The organism is Gordonia sp. CPCC 205333 (assembly GCF_048537885.1).
Classification (GTDB): domain Bacteria; phylum Actinomycetota; class Actinomycetes; order Mycobacteriales; family Mycobacteriaceae; genus Gordonia.
The window spans coordinates 983,395-1,007,505 of sequence record NZ_JBCLVI010000001.1; the positions used below are offsets into that span (position 1 = coordinate 983,395).

A 24,111-nucleotide genomic window follows, 5' to 3' on the forward strand; every position below is an offset into this window, starting at 1 on the left:
ACCTCGCGTCACCTAGTTTCGATGCCTCATTCTTCGAGATGATCTGGGCTATCGGTGCGGGCCACACGTTAGTGGTGGCCCCGGCCAACGACTATGCCGGCGAGGCGCTGCAACATGTGCTGACCGACGCGCGCGTCACCGATATGGTCATCACGCCGTCCGTGCTCGCATCCCTCGAACCGGTCGCCGTCAAGTCGGTGCGCAATCTGGCGACCGCGGGCGAGGCGTGCCCGCCCGAGCTCGTCGAGCGCTGGGCGGCGCTCGGTCGGCGCGTGTTTAACTTCTACGGGCCGTCGGAGACAACCGTGTGGGCCACCCGTGGGCGGATGTTGCCGGGTAGCCCGGTCACCATCGGGCGGGCCATCGCGGGTTTCGAGACCTATGTGCTCGACGCGCGCCTGCACGAGGTTCCGCAGGGGGTCGTGGGCGAGTTGTATCTCGCGGCGGCGGGCCTGGCCCGCGGCTATCTGAGCCGGTCAGGTTTGACGGCGACGACATTCGTCGCCAACCCGTTCGGTGTCGGCGGCAGCCGGTTGTATGCGACCGGGGATATGGTGCGGTACAACGCATCCGGTGAGCTCGAGTTCGCCGGCCGGGCCGATCATCAGGTAAAGATCAACGGTCAGCGCGTCGAACTCGGCGAGATAGAGAATGTGCTCGGTGATCAACCCGGCGTGGAGCAGGCTGTCGTCCTCGGTGTCTCCGAGGGGGAACGCACCCGCCTGGTCGGATATCTGGTCGGTTCGGATGTCGACGTCGCCGAGGTCACAACCGGTGCGCGACAACGACTTGCCGGGCATATGGTGCCAGCGCAACTCGTGGTCATTGACGAGTTGCCGCTGACCCCGGCCGGCAAATTGGATCGCGCGGCGCTGCCCGCAGCGGATAAGCCCGAGCAAGTTGAGGTCGTCTCGGCCGCTACTCGCGGCGAGCATCAACTCGAGCGCATCGTGGCCGCGTTGCTCGGCCGCGACGAAGTCAGCGTCACCGAGTCATTCTTCACCCTCGGTGGTGATTCCATCCTGTCGATCCAACTGGCATCAGCCGCGAAGGCGGCGGGTATTGCGCTGACGCCGCGCCAGATCTTCGAACATCGGACCGTCCGGGCGATGGCCCAAGCGGCTGCGATGGGTGAGAGTCGACCCGTGTTGCCCGAACCGGTCGACGGTCCGGTCGGCGAAATTTCGGTGTCGCCGATAGCGGCCTGGATGGTCGAACATTCAACGGCGCCAGCGGACTACGCCGACTTCTCCCAGGCAATGGTATTCGCGGCCCCCGAGTCGTTGACACTGTCGGTGTTGCGTGCCATCGTCGCGGCGGTCGTCGCCGCACATCCGATGCTGACCGCCTCGCTCGACATCGACGAGGGAGCGGTGCGAATGCGCGCGGGCAATGAGTTCGCGCCCCGCCGGGCGGTCACCGCGGTCATGTCGGGCGCACTCATCGGCGAATCTGAGTTCACCGAAGACCTGTGCGATGCACATGCCCTGGCGCTGGGCCGGATGAACCCCGCTGCGGGCCAACTGGTCTCGGCAGTTCTCGTCGCGGATGCGGACGGCGCGAAACGAGTCATATTGGCAGTCCACCACCTTGGCGTCGATATCGTCTCGTGGCCGATCCTCATCGAGGACATCGCGACCGCATGGTCGCAGTCTTCGGCGGGCGAGACCATCGAGATCCGCGCCGAGGTGACGTCGGCGCGAGCTTGGGCGTCGGCGGTCGAAGCGCGGGCAGCCGGACTGACTGGCGAAGCGGACTATTGGCTTGATCGTCTTCCGGTGCGGCCAACGGTATTGAGCGCTGGGGCGACAGATGATGTATTGCCGCGGACCGACCGTCTTGAACAGACCGAGACTCGCAGTCACACAATGGATTCCGAGGTGACCGAGAGCGTTCTGGGCGAACTTCCGGGGAGATTCGGCGGCAGCGCCGACGATATGTTGCTCGCAGCGCTGGCGCGGGCCGTCCGGTCGTGGCAGCGGGACAACGGGATTGACGACGATGCCGACATCTCCATCCAGGTGGAGAGCCACGGCCGCGACGAGCGGATCGTCGCAGGCGACGACGATGTGGCAGCTGACCTATCCCGCACTGTCGGATGGTTCACCACTATCTCGCCGATCAGCATCGACCCGTCCGGCAGTCGAATCACCACGGTCAAGGCCGCGAAGGAGGAACGTCTGGGCCGCCCAACTGCGGGAGCCGGATTTGGTGTCCTGCGCTATCTGGCCGACGTTCCGGCGCTTCGTGACCGTCATCTGCCCAGTATCGGATTCAACTTCTTTGGTGCGCGGGCGGCGAGCGCCGGGGACAACATTGAGGATTTGCGCGATCTCGCCATCCTGCCCGCTCCGGATGCGCCGGCATTGCCGCCGACCGTATCCGGCGCGATGCTCGTGCCAAACATTCTGAGCATCAATGTCAATACCGAAGTGGACGCCGGGCAGCGCTGCTTGAATGCTGAATTTACCTATGTATCAACGATATTGACGGCTGACTCGGTTGACGATCTGGCTTTCCGGTGGGAGCGTGAGCTAGTCGGCCTGGCAGCCGATCTGGCTGACGGTGCCGATGTCGGGCTTTCGCCTTCGGACGTGCCGGGCACCGGAATCACCCAGGCCGATCTAGATCAACTAGCTGCTCTCGCGCCTGGCGCCCTGATACTGCCTCTGTCCCCATTGCAGCGCGGGCTGTACTTCCAGGCCGAGATGGTTTCAGGTGGCGATGACGGGCCGGCGGACCTCGATTCGGTTGACGTGTACGTCACGCAGGCTGTCATCGACCTGGCCGGTGATATCGATCCCGAGCGGATGCGTGCCGCCGCTGATGCGCTCCTCGCTCGTCATCAGGCCCTGCGGTCGGGATTCGTGCGGACCGCCAGCGGCGCGGTAGTGACGGTCGTGCCACCGCATCTCATCACTCCGATGAACGTCGAAGATATGAGCGGGGTCGCGCAACAAGAGATTCCCAGGCGAGTCGACGCGATCGCCGACGAGCAACGGATATTGCCTTTCGACATGTCCGCACCGCCGCTGCTGCGGTTGGTTCTGGTACTGCACGACGACGGTGCCCACCTTGTCGTGACCAACCATCACATCCTGTTCGACGGTTGGTCCGGCCCGTTGGTGCTCGCCGACCTACTTGCCCTTTACGCGACGGGCGAGTCGTATACCGGCACCCAGCACCGCGGATCCACCGACTTTGCCGACCATGTGTTGCGTCTGGCGCGGGCCGACCACGGGGCGGGACTGCGCGCCTGGCGTCAGATCGTCGCGCCCCTGGAGGGACCGACACTGGTCTCCAACGGACTGGAGGCGACGGCTCAATCGTTGCCCCGCGACTACACGGTATTCCTGGATGCCGAAAAGACCGCCGCAGTCGAACAGATCGCTCGCACCCACGGCGTAACTCTCTCGAACGTCCTGCAGTTCACCTGGGCGGTGGTGTTGTCACGGTTGACCGGAAACCGGGTGGTGACCTTCGGCGAAGCCGTCTCCGGGCGGCCGGCGGACCTCGATGGTGCCGGTTCGATCGTCGGCCTGTTCATCAACACGCTGCCGGTGGTCGTCGATGTCGATCCAGTCGCGACGATTGCCGATGTACTCGCAAAACTCCAGTCGGACAAGGTATCGGTACTTGACCACCAGCACGTCGCGTTGTCGGAGATCATGGCTGACGCGGGTATCCCGGCACTCTTCGACACGCTCTTCGTGCACGAGTCCTATCCGGTCGACACCGACTCGCTGACCGGTGCCGACGTAAGCGGGCCGGGGGAGATGGCGGTCCGCGCTGTCGATTCGCGCGACGCGACGCATTTCCCGCTGTATCTGAGCACCGCACCTGCGGGCGATCGGCTGGCAATCACGCTGAAATATTTGCCCGCCGCGTTCACCGATGAGCAGGCGACGATTTTCGTCCACGCTGTGGACGCGATTCTAGACACGGTGGTTCGTTCTCCGCAGGCGCTCACCGCGGATATCTCGCTCCTGGTTCCGCAGGACAGCCAGTTGGTCGACCGGTGGTCACGGGGACCCATCGTGGAGATGCCCACCCAAACGACCGTCGACCTGCTAGCAGCCCAGGCTACTCGAACTCCCGACGCCGTCGCACTCGTCTATGGCGATCGCGAAATGTCGTATCGCGAGTTCGCGGCGCGAGTGTGGGCGTTGGCCCGAACTCTCATCGGGCACGGTGTCGGCCCGGAAGTGCCGGTGGCACTGTGTATTCCACGGTCCGTCGAGATGGTTGTCGCAATCCACGCGGTCGTTGCCGCGGGCGGTCAATACGTTCCGGTACACACCGACTCGCCGGATGAACGCGCGGACTACATGCTCGAAATCTCCGGTGCGGCAATGCTATTGGTCAGCGACCGCGACGAGGTCGCATCGGTGATCCGGGTGACCGCTGATCGTGGTCTGCCGGTACTCGACATCGATTGCGCCGGCGATGTTGACCCGGGCGTCAGGCCCGTCACCGACGCAGATCGCCTCGCGCCGCTGCGTCTCGACAATCCGATGTACACGCTGTTCACCTCCGGGTCGACCGGACGTCCGAAGGGAGTGACGACGCCGCACCGGGGAATTCTGAACCGGCTCTGGTGGGGTATCGGCGCCATGCCCATCGACGCGGCCGATCGGGTTGTGCTCAAGTCTCCATACACCTTTGACGTATCGCTGGCAGAACTCTTCGCACCGATCATGGTTGGCGCCCGCATTGTCATCCTGAAGGCAGGCGGTCACCTGGATCCGCTGTATCTTGCCGACGAGATCGCTCGGACGGGCGGCACTACCGCCCATTTCGTGCCGTCGATGATGTCGGTATTCCTGGATGTGCTCGGGCAACAGCGGGTGAGTGCCCTGACGAGTATGCGGATCATCTCGACCACCGGCGAGGCGTTGCCGCCCGCGATGGCCACGACCGTCCGAAGGTGGTTGCCGCAGGTACAATTGGAGAACCTATACGGACCCACCGAAGCTTCGGTGGAGATCTCCGGGCATGACGCGGAGAATGTTACTGCCGACGACCACACTGTGCCTATCGGAACTGTCGTCTCCAACGGCGAAGTCGCAGTGCTCGATTCGCGGCTCCGGCCGGTCCCGGCGGGTTTCCCCGGCGAACTCTATATCGGCGGTGTGCAAGTCGGCCGCGGCTACGCGGGGAGGCCGGACCTGACCGCCGATCGCTATGTCGCCGATCCGTACGGCCGCGCGGGTGCTCGCATGTACCGCACCGGCGACCTCGTCCGCTGGAATACCAACGGTGAGTTGGAATACCTGGGCCGCACCGACTTTCAGGTCAAACTGCGCGGCCAGCGCGTGGAACTCGGGGAGATCGAGTCGGTCATCGCCGCCGCGCCCGGCGTCGTGCATGTCGCGGCGACCGTGTTGGCGTCGCCGACCGGTGACTCGTTAGTCGCCTGGGTGGCACCCGCAGCCTCCATCGATATGGACGAGGTGACTGCTGCGCTGGCCGCGTCGCTGCCGGAATACATGCGCCCGTCGGCTTGGGTAGTGCTGGATTCCATGCCGCTCAACAACTCCGGGAAGGTAAGCCGGCAGGAACTGCCGGCGCCAGTCTTCACCGAATCGGAATTCGTCGCCCCGGTCGGACCGGCCGAAGAGGCCATCGCCGCGATCGTCGCGGACGTGCTCGGCGTCGAGCAGGTGAGTGTGATCGAGTCCTTCTTCGATCTGGGCGGGAATTCGTTGTCGGCGACACGCGTCGCGGCGCGGGTGTCCGACGCGTTGGCGGCCGAAGTGTCGGTGCGGGATCTATTCGCCAAACCGTCGGTGCGCGCACTAGCTTCATCGGTGGACGTCGGTGTGCAGAGTCTCCCGCCGGTCACCGCAGTCGTGCCACGCCCCGCGCTCGTGCCGCTGTCCTTCTCCCAGCAGCGAATGTGGTTTATCAACCAATTCGATCCGTCGTCGCCGACATACAACATTCCGGCCGGCCTTCGATTGACCGGGCACCTCGACGTGGCGGCATTGCGAATGGCGGTCGACGACGTGGTCGCGCGCCACGAGACGCTGCGTACCACCTTCCCCGCAGTAGACGGCGTACCGTCCCAACTCGTTCACGAGGTGGGTTCGGTAGGCGCGCAAGTCGATTGGGCGCAGGTATCAGCCGACGACGATCTCACGAAAGCCGCGACGACGGGTTTCGACGTCGCGGTACGGGCGGGATTCCGGGTGCGGCTGCGGCAGGTGGCGGACGATGAGTACATCTTGCTCGTCGTCTTGCATCACATCGCGGGCGACGGTGAGTCGATGACTCCATTGGTGACAGATATGGTCACGGCATACACCGCGCGGTCGGCGGGGCGGATCCCCGAGTTCGCGGCGCTTGAGGTTCAGTTCGCCGACTACGCACTGTGGCAGCAAGCCGAACTCGGCTCACCGGACGACTCATCGTCAGTCGTCGGGCGTCAGATGGACTATTGGACAACGGCATTGGCCGGTCTACCGGATGTGCTGGAACTGCCAGCCGACCGTTCGCGGCCGCCGGTGGCCTCCTACCGGGGTGGGCTGATCGCGTTCGAGATTCCGGCCGATGTCGCGAGTGGAACAGCTGAGCTCGCGCGCCGACACGGCGTCACATCGTTCATGGTGATCCATGCGGCTCTCGCGGTGCTGCTGGCGCGACTGTCGGCGACCGAAGACATCGCGATCGCAACCCCGATCGCTGGGCGCGGTCAGCAGTCGCTCGACCCGTTGATCGGCATGTTCGTGAACACCTTGGTGCTTCGGGCCGATATTGACCCGGCGATGAGTTTCGCCGCCTTGCTCGAACAGGTTCGCATCACTGATCTGGATGCCTTCGCGAACGCGGAGCTGCCGTTCGAGGCACTGGTCGAGCGGCTGAATCCGGTCCGATCCCAGGCCTTTTCGCCTCTCGCTCAGGTCATGCTCAACTTGGCGCAGCCGTCCACTCGGGAGACGGTGCCGATCGGTGGGAACCTGTCGGTGGCGCCGATGGACCCGCTGCTGGCTCCCGCTCAGGTAGATCTGACCTTCACTATCGCCACCGCGGCCGACGGGCAGGTGTGGCCCGGATCGCTGACCTACGCCGCTGACCTCTTCGACGAGAGCTCGGCTCAGCGGATCGCGACGCGTCTGGTCCGGTTGCTCGGTGCGCTGACCGCGTCGCCGGATTCGCCGGTCGCCGATGCTCCATTGATTGATCAGGCCGAGCGGCACGAGGTATTGAAGTGGTCGGTCGGTACTCCCGATCCGAAGTTCGGCGGATTGCTGTTGGATTCGTTGTCGACCGTCGCCGCCGAGGGTGGAGTGAGCGATACAACTGTGAGTGATAGTCGAGGTGAGTGATCAAGTGTCCGATGGATCGGTGACGCGCGACCAGGTGATACGAGACCCGGCGGCGACCGCACTGATATTCGCCGAGCGCGAAGTGTCCTACGGTGAGTTCGATACTCGCGTGCGAGTTCTGGCACGGGACTTGATCGGCATTGGCGTTGGGCCTGAAGTTGCTGTGGCGGTGTGTATTCCGCGCTCGGTCGAGATGCTGGTGGCCATTCACGCGGTCGTTGCGGCCGGCGGTCAATATGTGCCGATCGACACCGACGCGCCGACCGAGCGCGCGAGATACATGCTCGACACCGCCGCGGCGCGGGTGTTACTCGTTGTCGCCGACACTGCCGGCGGGGACGTCGCGACGGTGGCGAATGACAGTGGCGTGCAGGTGCTCACAGTCGACGCCAGCGGTGACGTGTCAACGGAAACGTATGGGATTGGCTTTGCCGAGACATCGGCGCTGCGTACCGAGCATGCCGCCTACACGCTGTTCACCTCGGGTTCGACCGGTCGGCCCAAAGGTGTAACGGTGTCGCATAACGCGATCCGCAACCGCATCGCGTGGATGCAGGAGACGTTACCGGTCGGTCCTGGTGATGTGGTCTTGCAGAAAACGCCATACACCTTCGACGTATCGATCCCAGAGCTGTTCTGGCCCTTGCTGACCGGGGCGACCCTCGTCGTCGCCGAACACGGCCGTCACGGCGATCCGCGTTATCTTGCCAGTCTCATCGCCGAACGCGGTGTCACTGTGACCCACTTCGTTCCGTCCATGCTGTCGGTATTCCTCGATGTGCTTGGCGAGCGGATCAGTGCGCTTACGTCGCTGCGAATCATGTTCACCTCCGGCGAGGCATTGCCGTCGGCCCTCGCGCAGCGAGTGGTGTCTCGGCTGCCGCAGATCGGTCTACACAACCTGTACGGTCCAACCGAGGCCGCCGTCGAGGTAACCCGACATCAGGTGCTGCCGGGGGAGAGCCTGGTCCCGATCGGCAAGCCGGTGGCCAATACCACTGCCTACGTTCTTGATTCGCGGCTGCAGATTGTTCCGGCAGGCGTACCGGGTGAGCTGTACCTCGGCGGTGTTCAGGTGGCGCGCGGCTATGCCGCCGCGCCCGCACTTTCGGCGGAACGGTTCGTCGCGGATCCGCTTGGCCGGCCCGGCGCGCGGCTGTACCGCACCGGTGATCTCGTTCGGTGGAATAACGCCGGAGCGATCGAATACCTGGGCCGGACCGACTTCCAGGTGAAGCTTCGCGGGCAACGTATCGAACTCGGCGAGATCGAATCGGTGTTGGCCTCGGCGCCCGGCGTGGTACATGCAGCGGCGACGGTCGCGCGGACATCAACCGGCGAATTCCTGGTCGGATACGTGAGTCCCGCGTCAGTCGACCTTGCCGAGGTCGCTGGCATTGTGGCCGATTCGCTGCCGGAGTATATGCGCCCAAGTCAATGGGTCGCGCTCGACGAGATGCCGTTGTCGATGGCGGGCAAAGTTGATCGCAAGGCGTTGCCCGAACCCGAGATCGGTTCGGTTGTAGCTGATTTCGTGGCGGCCGGATCCGAATTGGAGGCGACGATAGCCGCAGTCTTCGCCGAGGTACTGGGGACCGAGCCGATCAGTGTGGTGGAGTCCTTCTTCGATCTTGGTGGCAACTCACTGTCGGCCACGCGAGTCGTGGCTCGAGTCTCCGACGCCCTCGACGCGGATGTCGCCGTTCGCGATCTCTTCGACGCGCCGACTGTCCGCGCGTTGGCGCGGCGAGTCGGTGAGATCAGTGGCACCGCGCTCGCCCCGGTGGCCAGGGTTGATCCGCGCCCCGACATTGTGCCGCTATCTTTTGCGCAGCAACGGATCTGGTTCATCAATCAGTTCGACCCGACATCGTCGGCATACAACATTCCGGCCATTCTACGACTCACCGGTCGACTCGACACCGCCGCGCTGAAGGCGGCGGTCGCCGATGTCGTAGCACGTCATGAAGTGTTGCGGACCCGCTATCCGAGCATCGATGGTGTGCCGCGGCAACAGATTTGCGACGCGGCAGAAATCGAGGATCAGTTGGACTGGGCGGTCGTCGACTCTCCGGAGTCGGTCGAGCGTGCGGTCATGACAGGCTTCGATATTTCGACGCAATGGCCGCTGCGGGTGCGACTTGCTCAGGCCTCGACGAACGAACATGTGTTGGCCGTTGTGGCCCACCACATCGGTGCGGACGGTGAGTCGATGACTCCGCTGGTGCGCGACGTCGTCGCCGCTTATATCGCCCGCAGTGCCGGGCACGAGCCGCACTGGCAGCCGATGGCGGTGCAATTCGCCGACTACGCTATCTGGCAGCATGACGTGCTTGGCTCCCCGAACGACTCCGATTCTGTTGTCGGAAAACAGCTTTCCTATTGGGCTGATCACTTGGGTGGATTGCCCGATGTGTTGGCCCTACCCGCCGATCACCCACGTCCCGCAGTGGCTGACTACTCGGGCGGCGTGGCATCGCTCGCAATCGACGCGAAACTTGCCAGTCGGATCACCGCGTTGGCCGCAGAGCGCGGTGTCACGGTGTTCATGGTATTACACGCGGCATTCGCACTGCTGCTCGCGCGCCTGTCGACGACCGACGATATCGCGATCGCTACCCCGATCGCCGGACGAGGGCAGCGCGAGCTCGAAGCTGTCGTCGGGATGTTCGTCAACACACTGGTGTTGCGTACCTCCGTCGATAGCACGGGATCATTCGCCGACCTCCTCGATCAGGTTCGGGCGGTCGACCTGGATGCGTACGCGCACGCCGATGTGCCTTTCGAAACGATCGTTGAGGCACTGAATCCGATTCGCTCGGAGGCCTTCTCGCCCCTCGCGCAGGTCATGTTGTCCCTCGACCCGGCGGCGTCGGCCGGAGCTGGCGCGGCGGCGCTCGGTGAGTTGACGGTCGAAGCGGTGCAGCCACCGGAAGTCACTTCCCAGCTTGATCTCACCCTCACCGTGATGACCAGCCCGGAAGGGCCGTGGACCATGTCGATGGTCTACGCGAGAGCATTATTCACACCGGAATCGGTGCGGCGATTCCTCGACCGGCTGACCCGCGTACTCGATGTAGTGACCACCGCGCCAGATGTGGTGATCGGAGACGTGTCGCTCATCGATGTCGAGGAACACCGAGCGCTCTCGTCCGCCGCGCAGGGCGTGTTCGTCGAGGTAAATGGTTCTCCGGCAACAGGATTGACTGTTCCGACGGTTGCGAGAACGGCAGCCGGTATCGCTCTCATATCCGGGACGCGCAACGTCACCTACACGGAATTCGACGCCCGTGTGGCGGTATTCGCTCGCGAATTGATCACCGTGGGGGTCGGACCGGACGTCGCGGTGGCAATATGTCTGCCGCGTTCGGTCGAGATGCTGATAGCCATCCACGCCACGCTGGCGGCCGGCGGGCAATATGTACCTATCGATACCGAGGCGCCGATGCAGCGCGCCGAGTACATGCTGCGTCGGTCCGGTGCCACGATCCTCGTCGTGGCGGCTCATGCCTCGGTGCCGTTGGTGACGGGCGCGGCCACTGATATCGGCATTCCGGTGATCACGGTGGATTCGACTGTACCGGTGGATGATTCGGTCGTCCCACTCGTGCAGGCCGAACTGCTCGCACCGGTTCGGCCGGACAACGCAGCCTATACCCTGTTCACCTCGGGCTCGACCGGTGTGCCCAAGGGCGTGACTGTTTCACGTATCGCGGTGCATAACCGCCTGCGCTGGGGACTCGACGAATTTGGCTGGAGCACCGACGACCGAGTGATCCTTAAGACCCCGTACACCTTTGATGTCTCGGTGCCTGAACTATTTGCTCCGCTGCTCGTCGGCGCGACCGTGGTGATCGCGCGACCCGGTGGTCACGCGGAGCCGGCGTATATAGCGGATCTGATCGCGGCGACGTCGGCGACTTCGGTGCATTTTGTGCCGTCGATGCTGTCGGTATTCGTCGATGTGCTTGCCCCTGAGCGGATTTCGGCACTGACGAGTCTAAAATGGGTGTTCGCCTCCGGCGAGGCATTGCCGCCAGCGGTCGTGCACAAGACGCGTGCGCTATTGCCGAATGTAGGTATCCACAACCTATTCGGGCCGACCGAAGCGGCGGTGGAGGTCTCCTGGTCGGATGTGACAGAGGTATCTGAACCCGTCACCATCGGCACACCGGTATGGAACACCACGACGCACGTACTGGATGCCCGGCTGCGAATGGTGCCCGTCGGTGTGCCCGGCGAGCTGTACCTCGGTGGCGTACAGGTAGCGCGCGGCTACGCCGCGGCACCATCGTTGACCGCCGATCGGTTCGTGGCGGACCCGTTCGGAGTATCAGGTGCACGCCTCTACCGGACCGGGGACCTGGTGCGCCGCAACGCTACCGGTGAAATCGAGTACCTGGGCCGCACTGACTTCCAGGTGAAGTTGCGCGGACAGCGGATCGAACTCGGTGAGATCGAATCGGTGCTCACGGCGGCGCCGGGAGTAGTGCACGCGGCGGCAACCGTCGCTACGGATCCATCCGGCGGACAGCAATTAGTTGGCTACGTCAGTCCCTCGACGGTGGATGTCGAGGCGGTGCGAGCGGCCACGGCCAGGTCGCTGCCGGTGTACATGGTGCCGTCGGTCTGGGTCGCCTTCGACGACGTGACACTGAATTCGGCGGGTAAACTCGATCGCCGGGCGCTACCCGAACCGGTATTCACCACCGAGGAACATGTTGCGGCTGAGTCGGCGACCGAAGTTGCTCTTGCTCAAGCTTTCGCTGAAATCCTTGGTGTAGAAAGGGTTTCGGCGACCGCAGGATTCTTCGACATCGGTGGCAATTCACTGTCGGCGATGCGGTTGGCCGCGCGTGCCGCCGACATCCTCGATGCCGAAGTGTCGGTGCGAGACCTATTCGAAGCGCCGACTGTACGTGAACTCGCCGAACGTATCGACAGTGGAAGCCGACAGCGAGCCCGGCTGGTGCCGATGCCGCGTCCGGATTTCATCCCGCTTTCGGCCGCTCAGCAGCGGATGTGGTTCATCAACCAGTTCGACCCGTCCTCGACGCTCTACAACATTCCGATGCCAATTCATCTGCCCGGCGACGTCGATCTGGACGTGGTGGTGGAGGCACTGATCGACGTCGTCTCACGACACGAGGTTCTGCGCACCGTCTATCCAACGGCGAACGGCAATCCCCACCAACAGATCTTGCCAATCGAGGCGATACCTGGCCTGCTCGACTGGGCGTTGGTTAACACCGCCGACGAACTGGTCGACGGCGGCGGTTTCGATGTGACGACCCAACTGCCGATCCGGGCACGAGCTCACCGCATCGACGGCGGCGGCACCGATGTGATCGTTACCGTGCACCACATCGCCTTCGACGGAGAATCCACCGGGGTCTTCATCGACGATGTGCTCGCCGCGTATCTGCGTCGTACCGATCCGTCCGCCCCCGCGCCCGACCCGCTGCCGGTGCAATACGCGGATTACGCGTTGTGGCAGGCCGAGGTACTTGGAGCCAGCGATGATCTGGACTCGGCGATGGGCCGTCAGCTCGTCCATTGGCGGAATACGCTGGCGGGCATTCCTGCCGTCACCGACCTCCCGGCCGACCGGCCCCGGCCGGCAGTCCTGGACACCGCGGGCGCGACTCTGCATACCACGGTTCCGGCCGAGATTGCCAGTGGGATAAGCCAGTTGGCGCACTCTGCGAGTGTCACCAGCTTCATGATCTGGCATGTGTCGCTCGCGATCACCGTTGCGAGTCTGGCGGCGACCGACGACGTGGTGATCGGTACCCCGATCGCCGGGCGCACCGACAGCGCGCTCGAGCGTCTGGTCGGAATGTTCGTCAACACCCTGGTCCTGCGCAGTCGGGTAGATCCGGGTATGACGGTCGCAGAGCTGATCAACCAGACGCGCGCCACCGACCTCGATGCCTTCGCCAACGCCGACGTGCTGTTCGAGCAACTGGTGGAATACCTCGCACCTGAGCGATCGACATCGCATACGCCGCTGTTCCAGATCGCGCTGACCCATTTCGCCGGTCCGGTATCGCGCGAATCGGTGGAGACGGCGACTGCCGATGTCGAGGCGAAGGTCGATCTCACGGTTACCGTGGTTGACGGTGTCGATCACGCGAGCGTCGAATATGTCTATGCAACAGCGCTTTTCGATGAGTCGACGATCCGGCGACTGGCGGCGGTGCACCGACGGGTGCTGGCTGCGATGATCGCCGATCCGCGCACCGCGATCGGCGACATCGACATCGCAGGCGGGGTCGCAATGGCCGCTCCGTCACACGAACAGGTCATCCATCGAGCCGCCCTCGCGTCGGCGTCCGGTTCAACCGAAGACGGCACGCTGGTGTCGATTCTCGCGCAACGTGATCTGGACCTATCCCATCCCGCGATCATCTGCGCCGACGTCGAACTCAGTTATGCCGAATTCGAGGAACAAACCAATCGCGTCGCGCGGGCACTCCTGGCCCGTGGCGCCGCACCGGACGATGTCATCGCGGTCGGACTTGAGCGGTCTGTGGAATCGGTTGTGGCCGTATGGGGTGTCATCAAATCGGGTGCCGCCTATCTGCCGGTCGACCCGGCGTACCCGACCGACCGAATCGCCTACATGCTTTCCGATTCCTCGGTGCGCTGGGGGATCACCGTCGATGGTATGCGAGACGTTTTTCCGGACGGAGCATGCGACTGGATTGATCTCGGCGAGCTGGCAGCTCAGGCAGATACCGCGCATCCGATCGCCCCGGCCGATCGTAACGGCTCGGTGCGCCTGGACAGCCTCGCCTATCTGATCTACACCTCCGGTTCGACCGGTCGGCCAAAAGCGGTCGGCGTGAGCAATACCGGCATTGCCGATCTCGTTGTGGCACACGTGAAGGTGACCGGTTCACGCGACGACGACCCGGATACCCGTGTGCTGCATGTCGCGTCGCCGAGTTTCGACGCCGCGTTCTTCGAGATGATCTGGGCGATCGCGGCGGGACACACACTCGTCATCGCCCCCCATGCCGCCTACGCCGGCGACGCCTTGGGTGCGGTGTTGTCAGCGGGCGAAGTGACCGACATGGTCATCACCCCGTCGGTGCTTGCATCCGTCGACCCGGCGCAGGCCGATACCGTTCGGAACCTGGCAACAGCGGGCGAGGCATGCCCGCCGGAGTTGGTGGAACGTTTCAGTGCTCGTGGGAGGCGGATTTTCAACTTCTACGGTCCATCCGAAACAACGGTCTGGGCGACCCGCTCTCGAATGACAGCGGGTAAGCCGGTGACCATCGGCCGGACCATCGGCGGTTTCACCGCGTATGTCCTCAACCAGCGGTTACATCCCGTGCCGGCAGGTGTCGTGGGCGAACTCTATCTGGCCGCACCGGGTCTGGCCCGCGGCTATCTGGGCCGGCCGGGGCTGACTGCCTCTCGCTTCGTCGCCGACCCGTTTGGCGCGCCGGGGCAGCGGATGTACGCAACCGGAGACATGGTGCGCCTCACCGGATCCGGTGATCTCGAATTCGCCGGCCGCGCCGATCATCAGGTCAAAATCAATGGTCAGCGCGTCGAACTGGGGGAGATCGAGGCAGTCCTGGCCGATCAGCCAGGAGTGGCGCAGGCCGTCGCGATAGGTGTGACCGACGAGGAATCCGGTCGTACCCGACTGGTCGCGTATCTGGTCGGGAGTGGCGATATCGACACCGCTGCGGTGGAAAGTGCTGCGGCGCAACGGCTCGCGGCACATATGGTGCCGTCGAAGACCGTGCTGGTCGATGCCATACCGCTGACGCCGGCCGGCAAACTCGACCGTCGGGCGTTGCCTGAGGTCAGCTTCTCGTCCGAAGCGTCCTATGTAGCACCGGATTCCGAGCCCGAACGCAAACTAGCCGGAATCGTGTCGGCATTGCTTCGGCGCGACCGCGTTAGCGTCACCGAGTCGTTCTTCGCGATGGGCGGCGACTCGATCATGTCCATCCAGCTCGCATCCGCTGCGAAATCTGTCGGCCTGACCTTGTCGCCGCGAGAAATATTCGAACACAAGACCATTCGTGCGATGGCGCGCTCGGCCGGCCACTCGGCTCAGTTGGTGGCGCTGGAGGAATTGGCCGGCGGGGCGATAGGTGCGGTGACGCTGACACCGATCACGTCTTGGCTGCTCGAACACGCCGATTCAGCGGCGGATTTCGCGGACTTCTCCCAGTCCACGGTACTGCGCTTGCCGGCCGGAGGAACCGCACACGACATCAGAACTGTTCTCGCGGAAGTGGTTTCGAACCACCCGATGATCAGTGCCAGCCTGCGCCGCACCGAGTCGGGCTGGGTGATGCGCTCCGGCGAAGGCTTCGACGCCGACGCCAGTGTGACTGAGACTATTACCGCCGACCCCGCAGCGGCAGTTGTCGATGCGCACCGGGCCGCCCTGCTGGCACTCGATCCGGCCAACGGTCGGGTAATACACGCGGCGGTCCTGAGCGACGATGCGCGCGGCGAAGGTCGAGTGGTGCTCGTAGCGCATCACCTGAGTGTTGACGCGGTCTCGTGGCCGATCCTTATCGAGGATCTAGCCACCGCCTGGTCACAACACGTTGCCGGAGAACCGATTTCACTTCGCCCCGAAGGCACTTCGATGCGTCGATGGGCGCAATTGCTCGCGGACTCGGTCGACACACGGACCGCCGAGACCAGCTTCTGGTCCAGGCGACTACCGACTGCGCCCGCCACCTTCGGTACCGCCTTCGATCGTTCTCGCGACCGCCAGCACACCGCGCGCACCATATCGCACCTGATCGACACGGCGACGTCGGAAGCGCTGCTTACCACGATTCCCGAAGCGTTCGGCGGCAGCGTCAACGACGCCCTGCTCGCGGCACTTGCGCGCGCGATCCGTGGCTGGCAGGACGACCACGGCGTCAGCCCGGACGGGCCGGTGTCGATCTTGCTCGAAGGTCACGGCCGCGAGGAACAAATCGCCGCCGACGGCGAACGGGAGAGCCGACGCGCGGTCGATTTGTCTCGAACGGTTGGGTGGTTCACCACCATCGCCCCGGTGTCGATCGATCCGTCGGGCGATATCGCGCGAACAGTCAAGGCGGCCAAGGAAGAACGCCTCGCGGCCGCCGACCACGGCATCGGATTCGGAATCCTGCGTTACCTCACGAATTCTGCGGTGAGTGCCCGGCCCTTGCCGGATATCGGGTTCAACTATCTCGGCAACACTGGTGGCGGAGGCGACGACGTCGAGGGAATCGCCGACGCGCTGCTGCCGGCTCCGGACGCGCCAGCGTTGCCGGGATCAGCCAGCGGTGCGCTGGTAGCGGCGAATGCACTCAGTATCAATGCCGCTGCGGTCGCCGGGCCGGACGGCCGTATCCTGGCCGCCGACTTCTCCTACGCGCCAGGCGTATTGACCGAAAGCGACGTCAGCGATATCGCCCGGCGCTGGCAGGAGGAACTGCGTGGAGTAGTCGAATACGTGGCACGCGTGGGGGATCCGGGGCCCAGCCCGTCGGATATTTCGGGTGCCGCGGTAACCCAGGACGATCTGGATGCGGTAGCCCGCACCTATCCCGGTGCGGTGATCTGGCCGCTCGCCCCTCTGCAGCAGGGGTTGTATTTCCAGGCTGAGCTCGCCGCCGGAGATCAGTCAGGCGAGGTCGATGCCTATGTGACACAAGTGATTCTGCGCCTTGGTGGCGAACTGGACACCGATCGTCTGCGGGGAGCCGCGCACGGCCTGTTGGCCGCACATCGGGTACTCCGGTCGGCATATGTCCGAACGATAAGCGGAAACGTTGTCGCGGTGGTTCCGCGCGAGGTCGAACTTCCGTGGCGGGAAGTCGATCTCGACCGGTTCGACGATGAGCGGGTCTCGGCGATCGCTCGTGCCGAAGAACTCAGTCCGTTCGACATGACGGCACCGCCCCTCGTGAGATTCGTGCTGGTGCGACATGGTGATTCGGCGAGTCTGATAATCACTAACCACCACATTCTGCTCGACGGTTGGTCGGGCCCGCTGGTACTGGCCGACTTGCTTGCGCTCTACGCCACCGGTGCAACGCATACCGGACAACATGAGTCCGCTGACTTCGGCGACTACCTCAAGTGGGTCAGCCGTATCGACCGCGAACAAGGGCTTGCCGCCTGGGACGGGGTCCTCGCACCCGCCGACGGCGCCACCTTGGTTGCGGCCGGTGCCAGTGCGACGGCCGACGACCTACCGCAGAACTACACCCGGCTGCTGCCGGTGGACCTCACCCACCGCATCGAACAGCTGGCGCGTGGCCGCGACCTTACGCCGTCGAGCGTGCTGCAATTCGCGTGGGCGGTCCTGTTGTCGCGGTTGACCGGCAACCAGGTGGTGGCCTTCGGTGAGACGGTGTCGGGCCGCCCCGCCGACCTGGACGGTGTCGAGACGATCGCCGGCCTGTTCATCAACACCGTGCCGACCGTCGTCGATGTCGATCCACGGCGCAGCATCGGTGACGTGCTGGACATGATGCGTGCCGACAAGGTCGCGGTACTCGATCACCAACACATCACGCTGCCGGAAATCGTTGCGCAGTCCGGGAATTCGATTCTGTTCGACACATTAACCGTGTATGAGTCCTACCCGATGAACACGCAGTCGCTCTCCAGCGTCGACGCGGCGTTGACCGGGGGACTCACCGTGACCGACGTCGTCGCGACCGACGCCACGCACTACCCGCTGTCGTTGATCGCGGCACCGGTCGCCGATCAGCTCGAACTCAAGATCAAGTATCTGCCAGCGGCTTTCAGTGCGGAACAGATCGCGGTATTCGAGCGATGCCTCGAAGAAGTCCTGCGGATCGCGACCGCCGATCCGCGCATGCTGACCGCCGACATCTCCCTGCTCGCCGACGATGACCGCGAGGGTATCGACTCGTGGTCGGTGGGAACGCGGGTCCTCTTGCCAGAGCGCACCCTCGGCGACGCGGTGGCGCAACAATGCGCGGCGACGCCGGAGGCACCCGCTCTCTGGTTCGTCGACCGAACGGTCTCCTATCGTGAGTTCGGTGCGCGAGTGGCGACCCTTGCGCGAACCCTGATCGCTGCCGGAATTGGGCCGGATGCGGCTGTGGCGGTGTGTATTCCGCGATCAGTGGAGCTGATGATCGCGGTGCACGCCGTGATTGCCGCGGGCGGCCAATACGTTCCAGTGGACACCGAGGCGCCCGCCGACCGGGTGGAGTACATGTTGTCGACTGCTCGGGTCGGCCTGCTGCTCGTACACGGCGGGACATCCCGACCGGCGGCGCTGGCCGGATCTGCCATCCGCGTGATCGAAGTCGACGCCGATGGGCCGGTTGATCTCGCCACCCCCGCGATCAGCGATCGTGACCGGATCGCTTCGATTGGTCCCGACAACGCCGCCTACACCCTGTTCACTTCGGGATCGACCGGCCGACCCAAAGGTGTGACGGTGAGCCACCGCGCGGTCGACAACCGGCTGCGGTGGGGGCTGGCCGAATATCCGTGGGGGCCAACGGATCGAATCGTCCTCAAAACGCCGTACACCTTCGACGTCTCGATCCCCGAGATATTCGGCCCGCTGCTGGCCGGTGCAACTGTCGTCATCGCCGAACCGGGTGGACATACCGATCCGAATTATCTCGTCGAACTGTTGGCCAGTACCGCCGCGACGTCGGTGCATTTCGTGCCGTCGATGCTTTCGGTATTCGTCGATGTGGTCGACGCCGGACGACTGCGCGCGCTATCCGGTCTGAAGTGGGTATTCGCCTCGGGTGAGGCGCTGCCGGCCGCGACGGTGCACCAGGTGCGCGCGGCACTGCCAACGGTGGGTATTCACAACCTCTTCGGTCCGACCGAAGCCGCCGTCGAAGTCTCGTACTCCGACGTAACCGAAGTGGACGAGGTCGTGACTATCGGCCGACCGGCGTGGAATACCGCGACCTACGTTCTCGATGCGAGGCTCCGAAAGGTGCCAACGGGCGTGCCCGGAGAACTGTATCTGGGCGGCGTGCAACTCGCGCGCGGATATGCCACCGCACCGTCGCTGACCGCGGATCGGTTTGTCGCCGACCCATTCGGATCGACGGGCGGACGGCTGTACCGCACCGGCGATCTGGTGCGCTGGAATAGCCAAGGCGAAATCGAATATCTCGGCCGGACTGACTTTCAGGTGAAGCTTCGCGGGCAGCGCATCGAACTCGGTGAAGTGGAAGCCGCGCTCGCCAAGTCGCCCGGTGTCGTGCACGCGGCGGCGACCGTTGTGACCGCTCCCGACGGCGGACAGCAACTTCTCGCCTATCTCGCTGGCTCCGAAGGCGGATATGCCACTGTCGATCTCGACGCGGTGAAGAAGTCGATCGCAGCGCGACTGCCCGACTATATGCGGCCAACCTTGTGGACAGTTCTCGACGACGTTCCCCTCAACAGCGCGGGCAAGCTTGACCGCCGGGCGCTGCCCGCACCCGAATTCGTCGCGGGTGACTACGTGGCGCCCGCAACGGTGACCGAACAGGTTGTCGCGGAGATAGTTTCCGATGTTCTCGGCATCGAGCAGGTCAGCGTTGTCGACTCGTTCTTCGAACTCGGCGGCAACTCGTTGTCGGCGATACGTGTTGCCGCGCGGGTCAGTACGGCACTCGACGCGGACCTGTCGGTACGCGACGTGTTCGAAGCGGCGACGGTACGTGCGCTTGCGACGACGGCGGATGAGCGTGGTGCCGCGTTGCCGCCAGTGACCGCGATCATTACCCGCCCCGAGCGCGTTCCGCTTTCCTTTGCGCAGCAACGCATGTGGTTCATCAACCAATTCGATCCGGCGTCGCCCACTTACAATGTGCCGTCGGTGATGCGATTGACCGGTGCTCTCGATGTCGATGCGCTGCGGGCGGCGGCCGTCGACCTCGTCATGCGCCATGAGGTCCTACGAACGACCTTCCCGGCCGATCGCGGCGTGCCGTTCCAGTCCGCTTCGCCTGCTCAGGATGTTGCGGCTGAAATCGATTGGGCAGTGGTCGGAGGGCAGAGCGAGATCGAGCGCGCGGTGACCGATGGCTTCGATGTGACGCGTCGGTGGCCGATCAGATTCCGGTTGTGGCAAACAGGTTCGGGGGAAGCCGTACTGGCCGTCGTCGCACATCACATCGCCGTTGACGGCGAGTCGCGCGGGCCGCTGATCGCCGACATGGCTCTGGCGTATGCCGCCCGCCGCGGTGGGAACGAACCGTATTTCGCGCCGCTTGAGGTGCAGTTCTCCGACTACGCGATCTGGCAACGGGATGTCTTGGGCAGCCGTGACGATCCGAATTCGATTGTGGGCACGCAGCTTTCCTATTGGACTCGGCAATTGGCCGGGCTGCCCGATGTGCTGGAGTTACCTACCGATCGGCCTCGGCCCGCGGTCGCGAGTCATCGCGGCGCGATGATCGACTTCGAGATTCCAGCCGATGTCACGACGCGTATCGTCCATACCGCCGCGACACTGGGTGCGTCGGGTTTCATGGTCGTGCATGCCGCGCTGGCGGTATTGCTGGCGCGGATGTCGGGTACCGCCGACATCGCGGTCGGTACGCCGGTGGCCGGGCGCGGCCAAGCGGTGCTCGACCGGTTGGTCGGTATGTTCGTCAACACCTTGATCCTGCGCAGCGATATCGACCCGGCCGAGAGTTTCGCAGATCTCGTCGGACGAATCAGGGGCATTGATCTGACGGCAATGGCCAACGCCGACGTTCCGTTCGAATCGATCGTCGAAGCAACAAGTCCGGTGCGCTCGGAAGCATTCGCGCCGTTATCGCAGGTGTGGCTGACCCTCGACGCAGATGTGTTGCCGGAGTTCACAAGTGCGTCGGCCGCAGTCGACGTAGGGGGCCTGACGATCGCGCCAGTCGGGCTGCCGGAGATTCCGGCGAAGGTCGACCTCTTGGTTGGGCTGGCGGCGTTGACCTCCGGGCAAGTGACGCGAGGGTCGATCACCTACGCGACGGATCTGTTCGATGCGGCGACGGTCGAGCAGGTCGGGCGACGATTCGTCCAGTTGCTCGGGGAGTTGACCGCCGATACGGCTCGCGCGGTCGGCGACGCGTTACTGGTCGACGTCGGTGCGTACCGGCGAGCATTGACCGCGCCGGTGACGCATACAGTCAACGCGGGCAGGTCGCTGGTCGATCTATTTTCCAATTCCGTTGTGGCGCATGAGAGGGCCGCCGCTGTTTCGGTGCGGGGCGAGTCGTTAGCCTACGCCGATCTCGACGAACGGTCATCGGCGGTCGCGGCCGGACTGATGGCACGCGGCGTACGGCCCGGTGATCTGGTTGGTATCGCAACGGCGCGATCCGTCGACTTGGTTACCGCCATCGTCGGTGTATTGAAGGCCGGGGCGGCATATCTGCCGCTGGACACCACGAACCCGGTCGAGCGGCTTGCATTCATCGTGTGCGACGCTGCTCCAACGGTGGTTGTTTCCGATGATTCCACTGCGGGACTTAAGCTTTGGGATCGCTTGCCCGAGCACACCGTTGTCGCCGACGTGGGCGAGTTGGCGGCCTCGTCGGCATATTTCGTCCCCGTGCCAGTACATCCCGATGCACGCGCGTACGTGATCTACACCTCGGGCTCGACCGGGCAGCCGAAAGGTGTCGAGATCACCCATCGTGATGTAGTGACACTGATGGACACGGCGGCAGGCGATTTCGAGTTCCGGTCCGACGACGTATGGACGATGTTCCACTCGTATGCCTTCGACTTCTCGGTGTGGGAGTTGTGGGGTCCGCTGCTGACCGGTGGCCGGCTGGTGATCGTCGATCGAGATATTGCCCGTGATCCGGATGAATTGATCAGGGTGCTTGCGCGGGAACGGGTGACGGTGCTATCACAGACACCGTCGGCCTTTTACCAGCTTGCGCAGGCGCGCCGTCGCGCGTCGGGGCCCGGTGAAGGTCCGATGTCGTTGCGGTACATCGTGTTTGGCGGGGAAGAACTCAGTTTCGAACAGGTGCGCCGCTGGTTCGACGACTACCCGGATGATCCCGTGCAGTTGGTGAATATGTACGGCATCACCGAGACGACCGTTCACGTGAGTTTCCGTGCGCTGGATGCGAACTCTGTCTCCGCTGACGATCCGAGTTTCATCGGCCGGCCGTTGGCGTCGTTGGGGATCCATATTCTCGACAGTCGTCTGCGGCCGGTACCCGACGGGATGATCGGCGAAATGTATGTCGCCGGAGGGCAATTGGCGCAGAGTTACCTGCGCCGCGCCGGATTGTCGTCATCGAGATTCGTGGCGAATCCTTACGATCAGGCTGGTTCGCGGATGTACCGAACGGGCGATCTGGCCCGTCGGGTCGGCGTGGATATCGAGTATCTGGGTCGGGCGGACGCGCAGGTCCAGTTGCGCGGCTTCCGGATCGAGTTCGGCGAGATCGAGGCCGCTCTGCTGGCATCACCCGGCGTGAGTGCGGCGGCGGCGCGAGTCGTAGAACTCGCGGGGCGTGGGGAGCAGTTGGTCGGCTACGTCGTGCTCGACGATTCAGAGCGACTCGATACCCACCGGATACGTGCTGCCGCCGGCCAATTGGTGCCCGGCTATATGGTTCCGGATCAGATCGTGGTCGTCGACGCGCTACCACTGACCGCGAATGGGAAGCTGGACCGAAAGGCGTTGCCACTGCCCGATCCGAACCAGTCCGCGGGAGAATATGTGGCACCGGCCAGCAGCGTCGAGGAGTCTATCGCCGCGGTATTCGCCGACGTGCTGGGCGTCGAGCGGGTCAGCGTCGTCGACTCGTTCTTCGATCTGGGTGGCAATTCGTTGTCGGCGACTCGAGTTGTTGCCGGAGCACATGACCGGGGCCTGCCGTTCGAACTGCGTTGGCTTTTCAGTGATCCGACGGTCCGTCAGCTCGCCACACGAGTGGAAGAGGGGACCGGCCTGGCCGACGATGTTCTGATCACGTTGCGTGGCGGCGGGTCGTTGCCGCCGCTGTTCTGTGTCCATCCGGCCGGCGGACTAGCGTGGTTCTACGGCGGATTCGCACCGTATATCGCAGATCGGCCGCTCTACGGCCTGCAGGACCCGCATGTCGTCAGCGACGAACCTACGGTGACCGATGCCCATACGCTCGCCGCGCGCTATGTCGACGAGATCCGCCGGGTACAACCCAGCGGGCCATACCACCTCCTCGGGTGGTCAGTTGGCGGAGTGATCGCGCATGCGATGGCGACGCTGCTGCAGTCACACGGTGAACACGTCGCGTATCTCGGCATAATGGATTCACTGCCCGAGGGCGACTTGGTCAAGGAACCCACCGTTGATTTCGGTCCGCAGATTCCCATTGATGTAACGCCAGCGAGCGATGTGACCGATGTTCTAGGTGGTTGGCGGGATCTGTTCGATCTGGACGAAACCGTGAACGCGGTGACTCCGGAAGATGTCGCGGGCATCATCCGGGGACAGATCGCCGGGATGGGCTTGTTGGCCGATACCGTGGTCGACTCGATTATGGAGAGTTTCGCGGCAGCGCCGGATATCTCCGTCGGCTATCGGCCGGCGCTGTTCGCCGGTTCCATCCAGGTGTTCACAGCCATCGGAGACAAGGCGGACCCGCGGATCATCGCCAATGGTTGGCGGCTCTACGTGACGGGAGTGATCGAGAATATCGACGTCGATACCCATCACCTCGGCATGGCCGATGCACGGGCGCTCGCGATCATCGGGCCACGCGTGCAAGAAGCCCTCGAGCGGTCGGAAGTTAGGATAGCCCAACCCAACATCGTGAAGCGTTCCCGTGAGCACTAACCT

The 24,111-nt window shown here is 64.1% G+C and carries 2 protein-coding genes (1 of these 2 only partly in view); both read left to right on the forward strand.

Annotated elements, in window-relative coordinates; genetic code table 11:
• Nucleotides 1-7,328 carry the 3' portion of a non-ribosomal peptide synthase/polyketide synthase gene (locus AAFP29_RS04600; RefSeq protein WP_419216118.1) on the forward strand. It extends 26,215 nt beyond the left edge of the window, so only the last 7,328 of its 33,543 coding nucleotides appear in the window; its start codon lies off the left edge, out of view; its stop codon occupies nt 7,326-7,328.
• Nucleotides 7,321-24,108, forward strand: coding sequence for an amino acid adenylation domain-containing protein (locus AAFP29_RS04605; RefSeq protein WP_419216119.1), 16,788 nt, complete (start codon nt 7,321-7,323; stop codon nt 24,106-24,108). The genes AAFP29_RS04600 and AAFP29_RS04605 overlap by 8 nt, the downstream gene beginning before the upstream one ends.
• Nucleotides 24,109-24,111: the final 3 nt, after the last annotated feature.